Annotated in this window: 17 protein-coding genes; 5 read left to right on the forward strand and 12 right to left on the reverse strand. The window is 35.9% G+C overall.

The genetic code is table 11. The features are described from left to right. The first annotated feature begins 79 nt into the window (after positions 1-79). Complete coding sequence (locus D6734_09605; GenBank protein ID RMF93607.1) at positions 80-814, forward strand: PEP-CTERM sorting domain-containing protein; 735 nt, start codon at positions 80-82, stop codon at positions 812-814. Positions 815-832: 18 nt separating this feature from the next. Here D6734_09605 and D6734_09610 read toward each other — a convergent pair whose 3' ends face one another. Further along, positions 833-1,765 (reverse strand): CAP domain-containing protein, encoded by a 933-nt coding sequence (locus tag D6734_09610; protein ID RMF93608.1) that lies wholly within the window; start codon positions 1,763-1,765, stop codon positions 833-835. Positions 1,766-1,873: 108 nt separating this feature from the next. Beyond that, a complete protein-coding gene (locus tag D6734_09615; GenBank protein ID RMF93609.1) occupies positions 1,874-2,323 on the reverse strand; it encodes a prepilin-type N-terminal cleavage/methylation domain-containing protein in 450 nt (149 codons plus the stop codon). A 252-nt stretch (positions 2,324-2,575) separates the two neighbouring features. On the opposite strand from D6734_09615, the gene bioB reads away from it, so the two are divergent. From bioB to D6734_09630, 3 genes are read left to right on the forward strand one after another with little or no spacing between them, the layout of a single operon-like run. Then, a complete protein-coding gene (gene bioB, locus D6734_09620) occupies positions 2,576-3,556 on the forward strand; it encodes a biotin synthase BioB (protein ID RMF93610.1) in 981 nt (326 codons plus the stop codon). 1 nt (position 3,557) lies between these two features. After that, a complete protein-coding gene (bioA, locus tag D6734_09625) occupies positions 3,558-4,937 on the forward strand; it encodes an adenosylmethionine--8-amino-7-oxononanoate transaminase (protein RMF93611.1) in 1,380 nt (459 codons plus the stop codon). Positions 4,938-4,952: 15 nt separating this feature from the next. Continuing rightward, on the forward strand, positions 4,953-5,636 hold the full coding sequence (locus D6734_09630) for an epoxyqueuosine reductase (GenBank protein ID RMF93612.1): 684 nt from the start codon (positions 4,953-4,955) through the stop codon (positions 5,634-5,636). 11 nt (positions 5,637-5,647) lie between these two features. On the opposite strand, the gene rbsK is transcribed toward D6734_09630, so the two are convergent. From rbsK to D6734_09660, 6 genes are all read right to left on the reverse strand, one after another. After that, positions 5,648-6,592 carry a ribokinase gene (rbsK, locus tag D6734_09635; GenBank protein ID RMF93613.1) on the reverse strand — a complete coding sequence of 315 codons (945 nt, stop codon included), beginning with the start codon at positions 6,590-6,592 and terminating at the stop codon, positions 5,648-5,650. Beyond that, positions 6,589-7,551 carry a hypothetical protein gene (locus D6734_09640; protein ID RMF93614.1) on the reverse strand — a complete coding sequence of 321 codons (963 nt, stop codon included), beginning with the start codon at positions 7,549-7,551 and terminating at the stop codon, positions 6,589-6,591. The genes rbsK and D6734_09640 overlap by 4 nt, the downstream gene beginning before the upstream one ends. Next, positions 7,548-8,033 carry a DUF2889 domain-containing protein gene (locus D6734_09645; protein ID RMF93615.1) on the reverse strand — a complete coding sequence of 162 codons (486 nt, stop codon included), beginning with the start codon at positions 8,031-8,033 and terminating at the stop codon, positions 7,548-7,550. Before D6734_09645 ends, D6734_09640 begins: the two co-directional genes overlap by 4 nt. After that, complete coding sequence (mutS, locus tag D6734_09650) at positions 8,012-10,672, reverse strand: DNA mismatch repair protein MutS (protein RMF93616.1); 2,661 nt, start codon at positions 10,670-10,672, stop codon at positions 8,012-8,014. Before mutS ends, D6734_09645 begins: the two co-directional genes overlap by 22 nt. 11 nt (positions 10,673-10,683) lie before the next feature. Continuing rightward, entirely contained in the window at positions 10,684-11,301 is a 618-nt protein-coding gene (lepB, locus tag D6734_09655; protein ID RMF93617.1) for a signal peptidase I, read from the reverse strand. Between the two features lie 65 nt (positions 11,302-11,366). Beyond that, positions 11,367-13,163: an elongation factor 4 gene (locus tag D6734_09660; GenBank protein ID RMF93618.1), complete on the reverse strand. Its 1,797-nt coding sequence runs from the start codon at positions 13,161-13,163 to the stop codon at positions 11,367-11,369. A gap of 201 nt (positions 13,164-13,364) precedes the next feature. On the opposite strand from D6734_09660, the gene cofH reads away from it, so the two are divergent. After that, complete coding sequence (gene cofH / locus D6734_09665) at positions 13,365-14,474, forward strand: 7,8-didemethyl-8-hydroxy-5-deazariboflavin synthase subunit CofH (GenBank protein ID RMF93631.1); 1,110 nt, start codon at positions 13,365-13,367, stop codon at positions 14,472-14,474. Between the two features lie 4 nt (positions 14,475-14,478). Here the strand turns inward: cofH and D6734_09670 are convergent, their stop codons facing one another. The 4 genes from D6734_09670 to D6734_09685 form a co-directional block, all read right to left on the reverse strand. Next, positions 14,479-14,820 (reverse strand): YtxH domain-containing protein, encoded by a 342-nt coding sequence (locus D6734_09670; GenBank protein ID RMF93619.1) that lies wholly within the window; start codon positions 14,818-14,820, stop codon positions 14,479-14,481. After that, the gene (locus D6734_09675) at positions 14,810-15,181 is read right to left on the reverse strand and encodes a hypothetical protein (protein ID RMF93620.1); all 372 of its coding nucleotides are present in this window, start codon (positions 15,179-15,181) and stop codon (positions 14,810-14,812) included. The genes D6734_09670 and D6734_09675 overlap by 11 nt, the downstream gene beginning before the upstream one ends. Before the next feature lie 66 nt (positions 15,182-15,247). Then, positions 15,248-16,630 carry a bifunctional oligoribonuclease/PAP phosphatase NrnA gene (locus D6734_09680; protein RMF93621.1) on the reverse strand — a complete coding sequence of 461 codons (1,383 nt, stop codon included), beginning with the start codon at positions 16,628-16,630 and terminating at the stop codon, positions 15,248-15,250. Further along, on the reverse strand, positions 16,627-17,295 hold the full coding sequence (locus tag D6734_09685) for an MgtC/SapB family protein (protein RMF93622.1): 669 nt from the start codon (positions 17,293-17,295) through the stop codon (positions 16,627-16,629). Before D6734_09685 ends, D6734_09680 begins: the two co-directional genes overlap by 4 nt. Positions 17,296-17,309: the final 14 nt, after the last annotated feature.

Raw genomic sequence — 17,309 nt, forward strand, 5'->3', positions numbered from 1 at the left:
AAATATAATTTTCATCATCTTGGCATATTTTTTTTTTTTTTTTTAAGAGGAAAGATATGTTAATGGGGGAGGAGAAAAAGTGAAGATTATAAAAAAGAACAATTTGATACAGATATTATTCATCATCATTTGCTTCATATTTGTAAGCATAAACATTAATGCAATGGTTATCGATTCATTCGACACTCATCAGGTTATCAGTTTGAGTTCACCGGGGACACAAAGCAGTTCGGTTACTTCTACCTCAGGAGATATTTTGGGAAATGAAAGAGATATGACAGTGCAGTTGATTTCAGGAGCTGGAGTAACTGTCGAAGCCGATTTAGGGGGCTTTTCAGTGTTGGATCAATCTCAGAACGCTTCAAGCACTGCAAGTACTACTTTAACTTGGGACGGCATAGACAACAGCCCTTCACTAAATCCAACAGGGCTTGGTGGAATAGATATAACAGAAGGAAACAATAATAACGGAGTATCGCTTACAGTTCTCTTTGATGATCTTCCTGCAACTATCGATATCTCAATCTATACTGATGCCTCCAATTGGTCAAAATATACAATCAATCTTCCCGGTGGTATCTATACAACACCACAAACTTATACTGCTCTTTTTTCCAATTTTATAATCCAAAGCGGCAGTGGAGCAGATTTTTCAAATGTCGGGGCAATCGAGGTCTTCATCAATGGAACGACATTCGGCGGAACAGATATGCGATTTGATAATTTTGTAACGTTAGTTCCCGAACCTTCATCATTCCTTCTTTTAACTATTGCAATTAGCCTTTCTGCGATTTATGTTAGAAGAAAAAAATAGGTTATTATCTTCAAAAATCTATTTGACAAGGATGGTCCGTTGAGATGCAAGCGCATCATTCCCGTCTTTAACTACCCTTATCCTCACATAATATAACCCGGGACCAAAATCCCCTACAGGCGCTTGAAGGGAAAAGGATTGACCATTAATAATTACACCTGATGATTTATTATAGTAAGTAACCTTATCAAAAGTTTCAGGAGAAGAATAACTTCCTGTTTTTTTCAACTTTTTCTTTGACATCTTTTTTGGCTTCTCCTCCCAATATATGCCTATGAAATCAAAATCGACTCCACTATCCAATGTACCGGTTATTATAATTTCTTCTCCAACATCAGCTTTTTTTGGAATTTTTCCATATGTCCCAAACCGGTCTACAAATTCTTGTGAAATAAATATACATCCATTCTTTACTGCAATTCCAATGCCAACATGAGTATGAGTGCCTCTCAATATATTTGCTCTATGCCCAGCACTATTCATAAATGTCTTTTCAGCGCTTTTGATTCTCTTTTTGCTAAGAGCAATATCCCCACTAAATTCACAATGCATATAAACATTTTCGGCAACATAATCTCTGCCCCCTGCATTTGTATACCTTTGGTCAGGTTTTTGCCCCTTTTTATTCCAGTGAGAAAGATATCCTCCTTTTGCCATTTCATCTGAATGCTTCTGCCCTGCCTTTGCTGCTATACTGTCCCATTTAACCTTTGCCAAGCCGTTTTTTTTGCGGTCTTTATTGATAAGCTTCAACATATATTTACCTAATGATTTAAGCTTAGATGCTGATATTCCAATACGGTAAGATTTTTCATAAAGGGGAAAAGCATTTTTAACCTTTAATGTATTTCTTCGATTCTTAACTGCATCAACTCGATTTACAGAGTATCCTGTAAGAAGAATTAGTGAGAATACAATTATTAAAAATTTTCTATTCCATTGATTACACATTTTTTCTCCTTTCTAATAATCTACTAAATTTTTATAAATAAAATTGAGAAAAATCCAGAAATATAAATCGGTAAGCTTTCAAAAGCGGAGAAAAAGAGGAATCAATTGTTAATCTAAATTCACATCATTTGTCAAATTGGTAAGAATTTTTTTATCATTTATTGTCCACATATCAAAATATGATGTGTCATTATCGATATTTCCTGTTGCACCTGCAGTAAATGCATAGGATGTTACAGCAACACCATTTGGCACAGACAAACCGCTAACGCTGCCTGTTGTTTCACTGTCCGACAGGAAATACTCATATCGTGTGCTTCCTTCATATACCCATCTGATATCAGAAAATTTTGTCCCAAAGCTGTTATATTCTCCAAAATAAGAAATTTCAGCGGTGAAAATTGCTGAAAGATTGTTTTTAGCTTCAGATTGCTTTGCGCGGCTTTGAAACTTCAGAAAATTCGGCACCGCAATAGCAGCAAGAATTCCTATAATTGCAACAACAATCATCAATTCAATCAGGGTAAAACCCTTCTTATTTTTCTTACTGAAAAACATAGCTATTTTTTTCGGATTTTTGTCTTTATTTTAAACAATTTTTGTCTGCTATTTTCAATTTCATAAACATTGCCTTCATAATAATGATTACCATAGATTAATATCCTTTGGATGAATATTGAAATAAACAAATTTTGAAGTTATTGAGATTGAAAATGAGTGCTGAATGTTTTAAAAACTTAGAATCGCCTTTAATTTTCATCTAAATAATGATATCTATCAACAGGATTAAATCTTGATTACGAGGTAAAAATGATAATTTACGACATTGAGAAAAAAATCTTGGAAGGTTATGAAATATCCTTTGATGAAGCATTAAATATCTATAAAAATTCAAAGGATTGCTTTCTCGACCTTTTTGCTTCAGCATCTCGAATACGAGAGAAATACAAAGGCAAAAATATTATTCTCTGCTCAATCGTAAGCGCAAAATCAGGCAATTGTTCAGAGGATTGTTCATTCTGCGCCCAATCTGCCCACTATAAGACAAATGCTCCTGTTTATCCTCTTATGAATCCTGATGAAATTATAAAAAGGGCAGAAGATGCATACAAGAGCGGTGCAAGTGAGTTTTCTGTTGTTACAAGCGGCAAAGAAATAAGAAATGAAAATGATTTTAACAAACTCCTCGAAACATTTAAAAAATATTCAGGAAAATTCAAGATTCCATCGTGCGCCTCGCTTGGTGCGCTCACCTATGAAAAAGGCAAAAAACTTAGGGATGCAGGACTGACCAATTACCATCACAATCTTGAAACGGCAGAAAGCTTCTATCAAAATATCTGTTCAACACACACTTTCAAAGAGAGGATTGAAACTGTAAAAACAGCCAAATCCCTTGGTTTCAAGGTTTGTTCAGGCGGTATATTCGGAATGGGCGAAAGTGAAGAACAAAGAATAGAACTTGCATTCACTTTAAAAGAGCTAAATGTTGACTCGGTTCCTATGAATTTTTTAAATCCTATTCCCGGCACGCCTCTTGAGGGTATGACACCTATGAAACCTCTTGAAATACTCCGTCTTATTGCTCTATATCGTTTTATTCTGCCTTCAAAGGATATTATCATCTGCGGCGGCAGAGAAGTGAATCTTCGCTCTCTACAATCAATGATTTTCTTTGCAGGTGCAAACGGCACTCTTATGGGCAACTATCTTACAACAAAAGGGAATTCACCTGAAGATGATATGCAAATGATAGAAGATGCTGAACTTAAACCGGAGGTGAGCAGTTAAAATGCCAAATGGAAATATTTCAAAAAATGATGACTATAAGAAAACATTAGAAGATGCAGACAGAAATATAATTTGGCATCCTTTTACGCAAATGAAGGAATATACACAGAGCACACCCTTGATAATTGAAAGAGGAGAAGGAAGTTATCTGATCGACATATACGGGAAAAGATATATCGATGGAGTTTCTTCCTTGTGGGTAACAACACATGGACACAGAAAAAAAGAAATCGACGAAGCAATAATAGAGCAGATAGGGAAAATATCCCATTCTACTCTACTTGGTATATCAAATGTCCCAGCAATAAAACTTGCAATGAAGCTTCGAGAGATTGTCCCCAAAGGTCTCTCTAAAATATTTTATTCTGATAATGGCTCAACAGCCGTTGAAATTGCACTTAAAATGTCCTTCCAATATTGGAAACAGACAACAGGCAGAGAAAGAAGAAAGTTTGTATGCCTAAAAGAAGGTTATCACGGAGACACTCTTGGTGCAGTGAGTGTTGGAGGCATTGACCTTTTTCATGAACTTTACAGACCTTTGCTTTTTGATTCATATAAATCTCCCTCGCCATATTGCTATAGATGTGAATTGGAATTAGACTACCCCTCCTGTTCACTCGCCTGTGCTGACAAAATGGAAGAAATAATATTACAAGATGCTGAAAATATCTCAGCTGTCGTTCTCGAACCACTTGTACAGGGTGCAGGAGGAATGATTGTTTCACCTCCCGGTTATTTAAAAAAAGTGCGCAATATATGTGACAAATACAACCTGCTTCTTATCGCCGATGAGGTAGCGGTCGGTTTTGGCAAAACAGGTAAAATGTTTGCGTGTGAGCATGAAGAAGTAACACCTGATTTTCTTGCCCTTGCAAAATCGATTACAGGCGGATATTTACCTCTTGCTGTGACAATCACCACAGAAAAAATATATAATGGATTTTTAGGAGATTATTCAGAATTCAAAACTTTCTTTCATGGCCATACCTATACAGGCAACCCTCTCGCCTGTGCAGCCGCATTAGCATCGATAGAAATTTTCGAAAAGGAAAATATATTGGAAAAGCTCCGAGGGAAGATTGAGCTTCTTGAAAATCGATTAAAAGAATTCAAAGAGCTAAAGCACATTGGAGATATCAGGCAAAAGGGAATTATAACAGGTATTGAATTGGTAAAGGATAAAAAAACGAAAGAACCATATCCCATTGAATTGAAGATGGGTTATAAGGTTACTGATTTTGCAAGAGAAATGGGCGCAGTAATTCGTCCCCTTGGTAATGTAGTCGTATTGATGCCCCCTCTTTCAATAAGTGAAGAGGAATTAAATTCACTTCTTGATATCACCTTCAAGTCTATTAAAAAAGCAACTGAAGAGTAGAGGAAAATCTGAAAAATGGATGAGAGAGAAAAAAATTTTGAACAGTTACAGGAAATTGCTATAAGAGAAGGCGCATCGCTTATAGGGGTGGCAGATATCAAAAACATTAAAAAGACCTTTCATCCTCTAATTATAAAAATAGCAGATTCACTTCCCTATGCAATTTCAATAGTTGTGAAGCTATCAGATGCTATTATTAACGATATTAAAGATTCTCCCACATTAATCTATAAACACCACTATAAAGCCGTCAATTATCGTCTTGACCAAATTGCCCTTGCAGTTTGCAAAAAAATCGACTCTTTAGGATATTCAAGCGTGCCAATCCCTTCATCTCAGATGGTAGATTGGGAAAAACAGCTTGGACATCTTTCACATCGACTTGTGGCAAGAGAAGCAGGATTGGGCTATATAGGACGCTCAACTCTATTCATCACTCCTCAATATGGTGCAAGAGTTCGCCTTGTTACAATTTTAACAAACCTCCCTCTACCGACAGGTAATCCTTTGGAAGGAAGCTGTAAAAAATGCAATGAATGTATATCTCTCTGCCCTGCTGAAGCAATCACTGAAGCGGGATATGAAAGAGAAAAATGTATCATTAAACTCAAAGAATTTTCAAAGATTAGGGGAATCGGAGTTTCAATATGCGGTGTATGTGTTAAAGCCTGTAAAGGCACTGAAACATTAGATGAATAAGAGTATATTTTTCAGTTACATTTTATCTCCCTTACTTCAACTAACCTGTTTATTTTCTTTATCTGCCTTTCAGTCCCATATGAATTATGGATTCCTCTCCTCCCAACAGAAAATGTCCCTGCCGCTACTGCCATTCTACAAGCATTTTCAATATCTTCACCCCTAGAAATATATGCCGCTAAAGCACCATTGAAAGCATCGCCTGCGCCGGTGCTATCTATTGCATTTACAGTGGGAGGTTTAAACGATAAAGTTTTATTTATGCTGTGAAAAATTGCTCCTTCCCTGCCTAATGTTATGACAACCGATTTTACGCCCTTCTTCATAAGAATTTCCGCAGATTTCAATGCATCCCTTTTACTTCCTATTTTAATTCCCGATATCTCCTCAGCTTCCTTTCTATTTGGTGTCAATAGATCAACTTTTTTAAGCAATGAATTTGCCAATCTTCTTGAAGGTGCAGGATTTAGAATTGTCAACAATCTATTCTCCTTTGCTAAGGATAAAGATTTGTCCACAGTTTCCATTGGAATTTCAAGCTGAAGTAAAAGGACAGATGATTTCTTAAAAAAAACCTCACCTCTCAGCACATCATTTGGGCAAAGAAGTGAATTTGCACCGGGATAAACAGATATGATATTTTCCCCTTTTTCATCTACAGTAATAAGCGCTATGCCTGTATGCTCTCTCTTATCTCTCAATATTCCATTTTCTGATATTCCTTTACTTTTGAGATAATCTCTATATCTTCTTCCCCATTCGTCACATCCCACTTTTGTAATGAAAAAGACATCCGCACCTCCTTTAAGTGCAGCTAATGCCTGGTTAGCACCCTTACCGCCAAAGCTAATCTCGAGAGAGGATGCCAAAACCGTTTCACCTTTTGAAGGAAGCCTCTCACATTTAGCACTAAAATCTACATTTGCGCTGCCAACTACGACCAAACTATTTTTCATTGAATACCTTCAATTATAACCTTTTTTACTGCTTCTATATCTAAATCAACTGCTATCAAAGTATTGCCGCTTCTTATGCTTTTTCTCCTAAAATCGGCATATGTCATACCTTTAAGTTCTTTATTCTCAACTATGATATTTACATTTCTTCTCTCCCACCAAAAAAGATTCGGCTTTAATGCCGCAACAACAGCAACAGGATCGTGCTGGAAAGCTCCTTCAAACTTTTCTGCCCTTCTATGAAGTTTAATATGACGAAGCAATAATTCTTTTAAGACTTTTCCTATTTGCCCTTTTGCATCTTTAAAGCACCTTTCAACTTCATTTTTTTTAAAGAAAACCCTTTCCGTTATATTTAGTCCTAAAACTCTGATTGGAATCTCCGAAGAAAAAACAACAGATGCGGCATAAGGGTCGCAATAAACATTGAATTCAGCCAGCGGCGTAATATTCCCGGGATAATAGAAGCTTCCTCCCATAATGATTATCTCTTTAATCCTTTTCATAATATCAGGATATTTTAAAATCGCTTTTGCAATATTGGTAAGCGGTCCTATTGTGATTAACCTTAATGAATTCGATTTTTCCTTTCTAACAATATCCGCCATTGCTTCTATGGCTGAAATTTTTGAAGCATTTATCTTATAACTGCCTATAATTTTATCTATTTTTCCTGACAATCCTCCAAGTCCATCAGAGGAATGATATTCAAATGCAAAAGGGAATAATTTTCCGCGAAGAGGTTTTCCACTTCCTAAATAGATAGGAATATTTTTGTAATTTTCATTAAAGAGCGGCAATAAACGGCATACATTTTCTCCGGCTTTTTCAATTGGAACATTTCCAGCAACAACGGTAATAGCTATCAAGTTTTTCCCAAAATAATGAGAAGCAACCTTAATCGCTATTGCATCATCGATACCACAGTCTGTATCTATTATGATTTTATCTCTTTTCACTCTTCTTGTTTAAAAACTACACAGCTGTCTTTTAAGAAATCTTCAAGCTCATTCATTCTCTCACTTTCAGATTTCATTGCAAAAAGCCGCCTCTTTATGGGGTCTCTTGCCGCTTCAAGAAGTATAGCATTTGAAGTCAAAGAAGCCGCCGTCAGCATAAGCTCGACTATATGCGTGCATCCTGTATTCCCTCCAACAATCTTTCTCATCTTCTTTGCAAAGCCTCTCTCAATCTTCAATCCCTTTAACTTCTCGACATTTGGCAAAGCTTGGCGGCAGGCTTCAAAGGGAGTCTTGACCATTTCAACTGATGCCGAAGTTATCGTCCTTGTTGCAATCTCAGTTATGAGCTGAATTCTTATATTATGGTCTAAGTCAAGAAGTGATGCTCTTGTTATAAGGTTTTCTCCAGCAGGAGTTTCAATCGAAGCATTTATATTTCTTTCATATACATTCAATGTCAATTTTCTCCTTTTTCTAATTTTTTCTTGATATTATTAAGATAATTCAGCGCATCAATTGGCGTCATTGAATTGATATCGATGTTGCGAAGTTCATCTATAACATCTGTTTCCTCCTTATTGAATAAGGGAAGTATCTGTTGGTTTTTTATTTCTTCTCCTTCTTTCTTTCCAAGTATAGAAAGGGATCCCTTTTCATTATACTCTCGAGAGTCTAAATTCTTTAAAATTTCTCTCGCTCGTTCTATGATTTTTGACGGCAAACCTGCAAGTTTTGCAACATGAATCCCATAACTTTTGTCAGTCCCTCCTTCAACTATCTTTCTTAAAAAAATAACTTCATCATTCCATTCTCTCACAGCAACATTATAATTTTTAACGCCTTCCAAAACATCACTTAATTCCGTAAGCTCATGATAGTGTGTTGCAAAAAGTGTCCTTGCCCCAAGACTCGGATGGGAATGAATATATTCCGCAACAGCCCATGCAATGCTGACTCCATCAAATGTGCTTGTGCCTCTTCCAATTTCATCAAGAATTATGAGACTTCTCTTTGAGGCATTGTTCACGATATTGGCTGTCTCATTCATTTCGAGCATAAATGTGCTTTGACCCCGTGCAAGGTTGTCGCTTGCCCCGACTCTCGTAAAAATTCTATCAACAATTCCTATTTCAGCGCTTTCCGCTGGCACAAAAGATCCCATCTGTGCAAGTATTACAATCAATGCCACCTGCCGCATATAGGTTGATTTACCAGCCATATTAGGTCCAGTTATAATCATCATTCTATTTTCTGAACAATCGAGATAGGTATCATTAGGTACAAATTTTTCATCGAAGAAGAGTTTTTCAATAACAGGATGACGGCCGTTTTTTATGTATATCTTGTCTGAATCATTGACTTCAGGACATACATAGTTGTTTTCTGCGGCAATATTTGCAAGATTGGAAAGAACATCAATCTGTGCTACTGCAGATGAGGTTTTTTGAATTGCTGTCATATTCTCCTCTACCTTTTTGACAAGGTCGTCGAATATCTTCGTCTCTATTTCTTTAATCTTCTCCTCTGCATTCAAAATACTTTCTTCATACTCTTTCAGTTCAGGCGTTATGAATCGCTCGGCGTTTACCAGTGTCTGCTTTCTTATGTAATTGTCCGGCACATTTTGTAAGTTGGCTTTCGTCACCTCAATATAGTAGCCGAAAACTTTGTTATATTTTACCTTGAGCGAAGATATAGAAGTTCTTTGGCGCTCCTTTTCTTCAAGCTCTGAAATCCATTTACGCGTATTGTTTTTGATATCTCTCAATTGGTCTAACTTCGCGTCAAAACCATCTCTTATGGCTCCGCAATCCCTAATGTTAAGAGGCGGATTTTCGACCAGTGCACTGGATAAAGTCTCTCTCATCTCATCAAAAGTGCTCATTTCATTTTTAAGAGCTATTATCAATTTGCTGTCAAACTCATTAAGCACTTCCAGTATAGGAGGAATATGGTCAAGGGATTTTCTTAATGCAACAATGTCTCTTGGACTGCAATTTCCGGAAGCCAATTTTCCCAAAATTCTATCAATATCTCTGAATTCTTTGAGTTCTGCGATTATTTTTGAAGTTTCTCTGCTCTTTTCAATAAATTCTTTGACAGCCAATTGCCGATTTCTGATTTTATCAACACTTATGAGTGGTTTTGAAAGCCATTTTCTGATTAATCTTCCACCCATAGCAGTCTTTGTATTGTCAATAACATCAAGCAATGTTGCAGATTGAGTATCATCGAGCTGGTTTTTAAAGATTTCAAGATTTCTAAGCGTAGTCCCATCAAGTACAAGATAATCGCCTGATGAAAGAGTTTTCAGCGAAGTAATATTCTTAAGGATATTCTTCTGTGTCTCTATTAAATACTGAAAAAGTCCGCCTGCAGCCCTCACTGCTTCCGACATATTCTCACAGCCAAAACCTGCAAGGGAAGCCACATTCAACCCTTCCAGAAGCGCCCTTCGCGCCGATTCTTCTTCAAATCGCCAATCATCATAAGTTGAAATGAGAGGCGAATAGCCTAATTTTTTCAAAATATTTTTCTTAAAATCATCTTCAAGTCCATAAGGAAGAAGTATCTCCTGAGGTTCGATTCTGATTATTTCATTTAATAATACTCCATAATCCATTGAGTCAAATTGGCTGGTTAAAAACTCACCTGTTGTAATATCAACCGCCGCTAAACCAAATCCATATTTCCCTCTACAAATTGATACTAAATAATTATTGCTTTTGGGATTTAAATATTCTGGCTGAGTAATAGTGCCCGGTGTTACAACTCTTACAACATCTCTTTTTACTATCTTTTTCGCAGTAGATGGGTCTTCAAGCTGCTCACAAATTGCCACCTTAAATCCCTTTGCGAGAAGTTTAGGAAGGTATGAATCTACTGCATGGTATGGGATGCCGCATAGAGGTACATCTTCGCCGCTGTTTTTTCCCCTTGAAGTCAATGCAATCTGTAATATATTTGAGGCTACTTTTGCATCTTCGAAAAACATCTCATAAAAATCACCCATTCTAAAAAAAAGGATAGCATCTTTATATTGAGACTTAATTTTGAGGTACTGTTGAATCATTGGTGTAATTGAATTTTGATTTTTTCTTTTCTCTATCTTATCCATAAAAATAAAATTTAGCGGATAAGTTTACCAATTCGATTCCAGCGAATATTTCTTGGAAAAGGTTTGTGAGAATCCCAAGACCAGTAAATAATGAATGCCTGACCTTTAATCTTTTCTCTTCTTACAAATCCCCAAAAGCGGCTGTCCAAAGAGCTGTCTCGATTATCTCCCATTACGAAATAACATCCTTCAGGAACTTTGATAGGGCCAAAATTATCTCTTACTGCTTCATCGCCATATTTTTCAGAAGATCTGCGGGGTATTATGAAGGAATCTTTATGTATCACATATTTTTCATGCTGTTTTTCATTATTCACATAAATTACTTTGTCTCTTTCCTTGATTACATCATATTCTTTCGCAATGATTCTTTTGATGAAATCTCTTTTTTCATTCTTCGGAAATTTAAAAACGATCACATCTCGTCTCTTAGGTTCGTAAAACCAATAGCCAAATTTATTTACAAGAATATGGTCTCCTATCTGCAATGTTTCAAGCATTGAACCGGAAGGAATCTTGAAAGCTTGGACGATATAAGTCCTTATAACCAATGCAAGAAGAAGAGCTATCAATATTGCTTCAACATATTCTCTGATAGTAGATTTTTCTTTTTTAACTTTTCCTGTCATTATTCTTTCTCAAATAAAAGTTTTTTATCACTTAATCTTGACCATATAAAGAATAAAAATAGATTTTAAATCTTGAGAATTGCCATAAATGCTTCCTGTGGAATTTCTACATTCCCCACATGCTTCATTCTCTTCTTTCCTTCCTTTTGTTTTTCAATAAGTTTCCTCTTCCTTGTAATATCTCCTCCATAACATTTTGCCGTAACATTTTTTCTTAATGCTTTTACTGTTTCCCTTGAAATTACTCTTGTTCCTATAGCCGCTTGTATCGCCACTTCAAACATCTGTCTTGGAATTACACTCTTCATCTTCTCGACCAACTCTCTGCCTCTTGTATATGCTTTACTTCTGTGGACAATTATAGACAGTGCATCCACTTCTTGCCCATTTATCAATATATCAAGTTTTACAAGGTCTGATTCTCTAAACCCTATGAAATCATAATCCAAAGATGCATATCCTTTGCTGACAGATTTCAGACGGTCGTAAAAATCAAGGACCATTTCATTGAAAGGTATCTCATAATGTATTATTGCACGATTAACATCCGGATATTCTATCTCTTTTTGTATTCCTCTTTTTTCCTGCGCCAATGTAACGATACCTCCAATATATTGAGGAGGCGTAAAAATACTTGCAAGAATATAGGGTTCTTCTATTTTCTCAATCTCTGAAGGAGAGGGCATCTTTTGGGGATTATCCACTTCGGTTACTTCTCCACTTTTCTTAATTACTCTATATTTAACTGTAGGAGCAGTTGTTATCAAAGATATACCAAACTCCCTTTCAAGACGCTCCTGAATTATTTCCATATGCAAAAGCCCAAGAAAACCGCATCTGAAGCCAAATCCTAAGGCGGCACTGCTTTCAGGCTCATAAGTAAATGCCGAATCGTTAAGACTAAGCTTTTCAACTGAATCGCGCAAAATATCATAATTCTCACTGTCACCCGGATATAATCCTGCAAAGACCATCGGTTTTACTTCTTTAAATCCCGGAAAAGCCTTTTTTGCAGGCTTATTGGAATGAGTAACTGTATCACCTATATTCGTATCCTTGACATTTCTAATGCCTGCTATGACAAACCCTACTTCACCTGCTGACAACCTATCCACATAAAGAGGTTTTGGAGTCAATACTCCAACATTTGAAACATCAAACTCTTTGCCATTTGACATAAACATTATCCTATCGCCTTTTTTCAACACACCGTCCAAGACCCTAACAAGAATAATTGCCCCCTGATATGAATCAAACCAAGAATCAAAAATTAAGGCTCTAAGGGGGCCATTCAGATCACCTGAAGGAGGAGGAATTTTCTTAACTATTGCTTCCAAAACATCTGAAATTCCAATTCCTTTTTTTGCGCTTACGCAAAGGATCTCTTCCTTATCAAATCCTAAAATTTCTTCCATTTCCCTTTTAGATTTTTCTATATCAACCTGTGGAAGGTCGATTTTATTAAGTATGGGAATCATATAAAGGTCATTTTCCATTGCAAGATATACATTTGCTAATGTCTGAGCTTGGACTCCCTGTGAAGCATCGACAAGGACTAAAGCGCCTTCGCAGGAAGCAAGACTTCTTGAAACTTCATAATTGAAGTCTACATGTCCCGGTGTATCAAGAAGATTCAAGATATATTGATTACCATCCTTTGCAGAATATTTAATTCGCACTGCATGAGATTTTATCGTTATCCCTTTTTCTCTTTCAAGGTCCATACCGTCAAGTACTTGCTCAGCCATTTCTCTTTCACTAAGAGCACCAGTAATTTCAAGGAAACGGTCAGCAAGAGTCGACTTGCCGTGGTCAATATGCGCTATTATTGAAAAATTTCTTATATTCTTAAGCTCTGTCATTATTCTCTTCCTAAAGTTTGTGCTTAAATAATAAAAATATCATATTCAGTCAATCTTATTAATATTTAATAAACTTGGAAGTTTTACGCTTTTCATTATTATCATTTTTCACAATTTTTAAGAACTTAAAAGGCACATAAATTCGATTTGACAAAAGGGATTAAAAGTAAAATAATCCACCATTGAAAGGATTATATTATGATGCCAACTGAAAAGATAATAGAAAAAGCGCTTTCAAGAAAAGATCTGAGCTTGGAAGAAACTAAAGCACTCTTGGAAATTGAATCAGCAAAGGAATTAGAATTTCTTTATCAATCAGCTGATTCTTTAAGGGCATCTCTTTGCGGAAATATCGTTACATATGTAAAAAATAGAAATATAAATTTCACAAATATATGCCGCAATAAGTGTAAATTCTGCGCCTTTAGAAAAGACAGCTCTGATGAAAAGAGCTACTGTATGAGTATAGATGAAATCCTTGAAAAAATTAATCCCAATGAAATAACAGAAGTTTGTATTCAAGGCGGTCTGAATGAAGATTTAAATCTTGACTATTATATTGAGATTCTAAATTCAGTCAAAAAAAAATATCCCTTTATTCACATCCATGCTTTCTCTCCAATGGAGATATTTTTTTTGGCTGAAAAATCCGGCAAAACTGTTGCCGAAATTTTGCGCATTTTAAAAGAGAATGGTTTAGATTCAATGCCCGGCACAGCCGCTGAAATTCTATCAGATGATGTAAGAATGGAAATATGCCCTGAAAAGTTATCGGTCAACCAATGGATAGATGTAATAAAATGCGCACATAAAACAGGCATTCCGACTACATCAACAATTATGTTTGGCCATATTGAATCAACATTGCATATTGCCAAACACCTTCATATAGTCAAATCCATTCAGAAGGAGACAATGGGATTTACAGAATTTGTCCCATTGCCTTTTGTTTCTAAAAATACAAGATTGGCTAAAGAGAGACAAATCAGAAAAGAAGAGAACAATAATCTTATCTATAAGGTATATGCAGTAAGCCGACTTCTTTTCGGAAATCTGATAAGAAATATTCAGGCAAGCTGGGTAAAAATTGGAGTAGAAGGAGTAAAAAAAGCTCTTTCTTTGGGAGTTAACGATATAGGAGGCACACTTGGAGAAGAAAAGATATCGAAAGCGGCAGGTGCGATTTTTGGAGAATCTCTTTCTGAAAATGAATTAAAAGATATAATCCTATCTGCAGGCAAAACTCCCTTACAGCGCGACACTCTTTACAGGCCTGTTGAAAGGCAAAAATATATCCATCAAAGAGTTTAATAAACTAATTGATTTCAGTTTCTTCTCTCTCTTCTTTTTCTTCTTCCTCTTTTTTGGATAAAATTTCTTTTTCCTTTCTTATAGCTTCTTTGCCCGCTTCAATTGCTTCAGCCCAAATTGATTTTTGTTCTTCCAGTTTTTGTTTGCTGAATTCAACTACTTCATCAACTTTTTGCTTAACGGTATCGGATGCTTCCTTTACTTTTTTTGCCATTGCTTCCGTACTATCAGTTATCTTTTCCTTCATTGCATCTTTCTCTTCCTGAGAAATAATTACTGAAGCTAAAAAAGCTCCTGTTAAAAGCCCTGCAATAAAAGAAAAAAATCCTCCTCCCTTATTTTCCATCTTTTTTCCCTCCTTTTTGAAATAGTCTTTCCTTCAACACTCCTGCTGCCGCTTTAATTCCTACTAATGCACCTGACTTTAAGAAAAAACGCAGCATACCATCAGAGGATAAAGTGCTCCCTACCTGTTTAACTGCGCTTGCGGCAAGCTTTAGATTATTCATAGCCTTTTCAGCACTGCTTAATCCCCTATCAACTTTGTCTGTTATAGAATTGATATTATTTATAGATACTTGAGCTTCTTCAATTAGAGGCAAAACTTTTTCATCTATATCTCCAATGGTTTTTTCAACTTTTTGCAATGACCTTTTTAATTGAAATATCAATGAAACAAGCGCTCCTGTCACAACTGCCAAAAGCACGACAACTATAATAGCAATTATCTCGTAAATAATCGTCCCTCTCCTTTCAAATGTTTTCTATATAAATCACATTTTTTTTGAAATTTTGTCAACAATCATTGTAAAGATTTCCTCTTCATCCTCTTTATTCAAATCCTCAATCTTTATGACTCCTGCCGCCATCGTTTTATGTCCTCCTGCGCTTCCTATGTCTTCAAATGCTTTACTGAGAATTTTTCCGGCATCCTTCCTGTTATCCTTGTTTCTCATAGAAATTATAAGCTCACCATTTAGAAACCCCAATATTACCGAAAGTTTAATCCCCTGTCTTAAAAGACAAAAATCAGCAATTTGCGGCACAATTTCTCTGTCCTTTACTTTGCCTATAGTAGAGAAAAAAACATTTTTGACTATTTTTTTATTCTGGATTGCCCTTCCAAAGGCATCAAATTCTTCTATTGTCAAAGATGGCTGTTCGATTTTCTTTAAAAGATTTATATCCGCCTGTGTATAGAGATAAGAAAATGCTTCAATATCAGAAGGTGTACTCCCTCTATTCAACGACATTGTATCTGTCTTGATGGCATACAAGAGAGCCGTTGCCACTCTTTTATTCATTTTATAACGGGAATGAATAAAATATTCAGCAAGTATGGAAGAATTTGCGCCTATATCTGTTCTTAAATCTATAAAAGCCGCACTATATTTTTTCTTTTGCGGGTGATGGTCGATTACTATAGAGGGAGTGATATTTTCATCAAAAGAATTATTTCCGCCGGGATATGTTTCAACCATAGCAATTTTGTTGAATTTTTCCACCTTTACATCTCTAAGGGGTTTCATCTTGATATTCAAGATATCTATCATATTCAAATTTTCAGCCCTTCCAACTTCTCCTCCATAAGCAATTGTAGTTTTTACCTTCCTTGCCTTTTTAAGAAAATATTCAAGAGCATGAGCAGATGCTATCGAATCTGGGTCAGGATTGTCATGTGTCAAAATTAGTACATTGTCGCCTTCATTTATCGTTGAAAGGAGTCTCTCTATATTTCTTCTTTTATTGTATTTCCCTAGTTCAATATAAAAATCCTTCGAAATTAAATCTGAGAGTGAAATTATCTTATTTGCCTTTATTTCCCTTTTTTCCTCTTCTGAAATATCACTTTCTTCCAATGCAAGTATCAGCTGTGCTGACTGCTTTTTCTTTTCATTGAGATAACTCAAAAGAGGCTTTAACTTTTTAATATTCTTTCCTGTAACTATTATTTCCGTTGCATCATTTAAATCAATCTTTGAATAATTCGCTTGAACAAAAGGGTCTCCTTCTATGACATCATAGCCCTTTTGAATTATTTTCTTCTTTATTTTTTTGCTTGGGCAGAAGACAACAACCTTTCTCCGCTCTGATTTTAACCCATTTACAAGGGAAACGAGGAAATTGCTTGTTCCAATTAAAAGAAGCGAACTCATCTTATCTCAACCTCTGTTATTCCTTCAATATCATACAATCGCTTTTGAATACTCATTGGGTCAATATCAGGAGAAATTCTTATTACTGCATTGATATCAACTTCTTTGCTTATTATATTTTTAGACAATTTTATATTTAAGATTGATATTCCTTCGCTTGCAAGTGCCTCTTCTATTTCTCCAAGCAGATTGGATGACTCTATAGCAGACAAAATCAGACTCTTATCCCCTTTGCTTCCCAATAAATATTTTTCAACCTTGTTTAAAAGTGTAAGCGCAACAACTATGATAAATGTTGCTACAATTCCACCAAAATAAAATCCACAGCCAATTGCCAACCCTATGACTGCTGTAGTCCACAGGCTAGCCGCAGTTGTCAATCCCTTTACATTTGCACCAAACCTTAAGATTGCACCTGCACCTAAAAAACCAACACCTGTAACAACTTGTGCCGCAATTCTTGCCGGGTCATTTGTATGTTGAGGATATATGTCAGCCATATAAGTGGATACAAGCATTGTCAGAACTGAACCAATTCCCAGAATAATATGTGTCCTGAATCCTGCTGGCTGGTTTCTTCTTTCTCTTTCAAGCCCGATTATTCCTGATAAAATTGCAGTAATTACAATCCGCAATAAAGCTGTCTGATATCCATTTGCAAACATAATGAGTAAACAAT

Source organism: Candidatus Schekmanbacteria bacterium (genome assembly GCA_003695725.1).
Taxonomy (GTDB): Bacteria; Schekmanbacteria; GWA2-38-11; order GWA2-38-11; family J061; genus J061.

Coding starts and splice junctions, on each gene's coding strand:
- D6734_09680 (RMF93621.1), bottom strand. CDS start 16,630: ATGAGTTCGCTTCTTTTAATTGGAACAAGCAATTTCCTCGTTTCCCTT.
- mutS (RMF93616.1), bottom strand. CDS start 10,672: ATGGATAAGATAGAGAAAAGAAAAAATCAAAATTCAATTACACCAATG.
- D6734_09685 (RMF93622.1), bottom strand. CDS start 17,295: ATGTTTGCAAATGGATATCAGACAGCTTTATTGCGGATTGTAATTACT.
- cofH (RMF93631.1), top strand. CDS start 13,365: ATGCCAACTGAAAAGATAATAGAAAAAGCGCTTTCAAGAAAAGATCTG.
- D6734_09610 (RMF93608.1), bottom strand. CDS start 1,765: ATGTGTAATCAATGGAATAGAAAATTTTTAATAATTGTATTCTCACTA.
- D6734_09630 (RMF93612.1), top strand. CDS start 4,953: ATGGATGAGAGAGAAAAAAATTTTGAACAGTTACAGGAAATTGCTATA.
- bioA (RMF93611.1), top strand. CDS start 3,558: ATGCCAAATGGAAATATTTCAAAAAATGATGACTATAAGAAAACATTA.
- D6734_09660 (RMF93618.1), bottom strand. CDS start 13,163: ATGACAGAGCTTAAGAATATAAGAAATTTTTCAATAATAGCGCATATT.
- bioB (RMF93610.1), top strand. CDS start 2,576: ATGATAATTTACGACATTGAGAAAAAAATCTTGGAAGGTTATGAAATA.
- D6734_09615 (RMF93609.1), bottom strand. CDS start 2,323: ATGTTTTTCAGTAAGAAAAATAAGAAGGGTTTTACCCTGATTGAATTG.
- lepB (RMF93617.1), bottom strand. CDS start 11,301: ATGACAGGAAAAGTTAAAAAAGAAAAATCTACTATCAGAGAATATGTT.
- D6734_09670 (RMF93619.1), bottom strand. CDS start 14,820: ATGGAAAATAAGGGAGGAGGATTTTTTTCTTTTATTGCAGGGCTTTTA.
- rbsK (RMF93613.1), bottom strand. CDS start 6,592: ATGAAAAATAGTTTGGTCGTAGTTGGCAGCGCAAATGTAGATTTTAGT.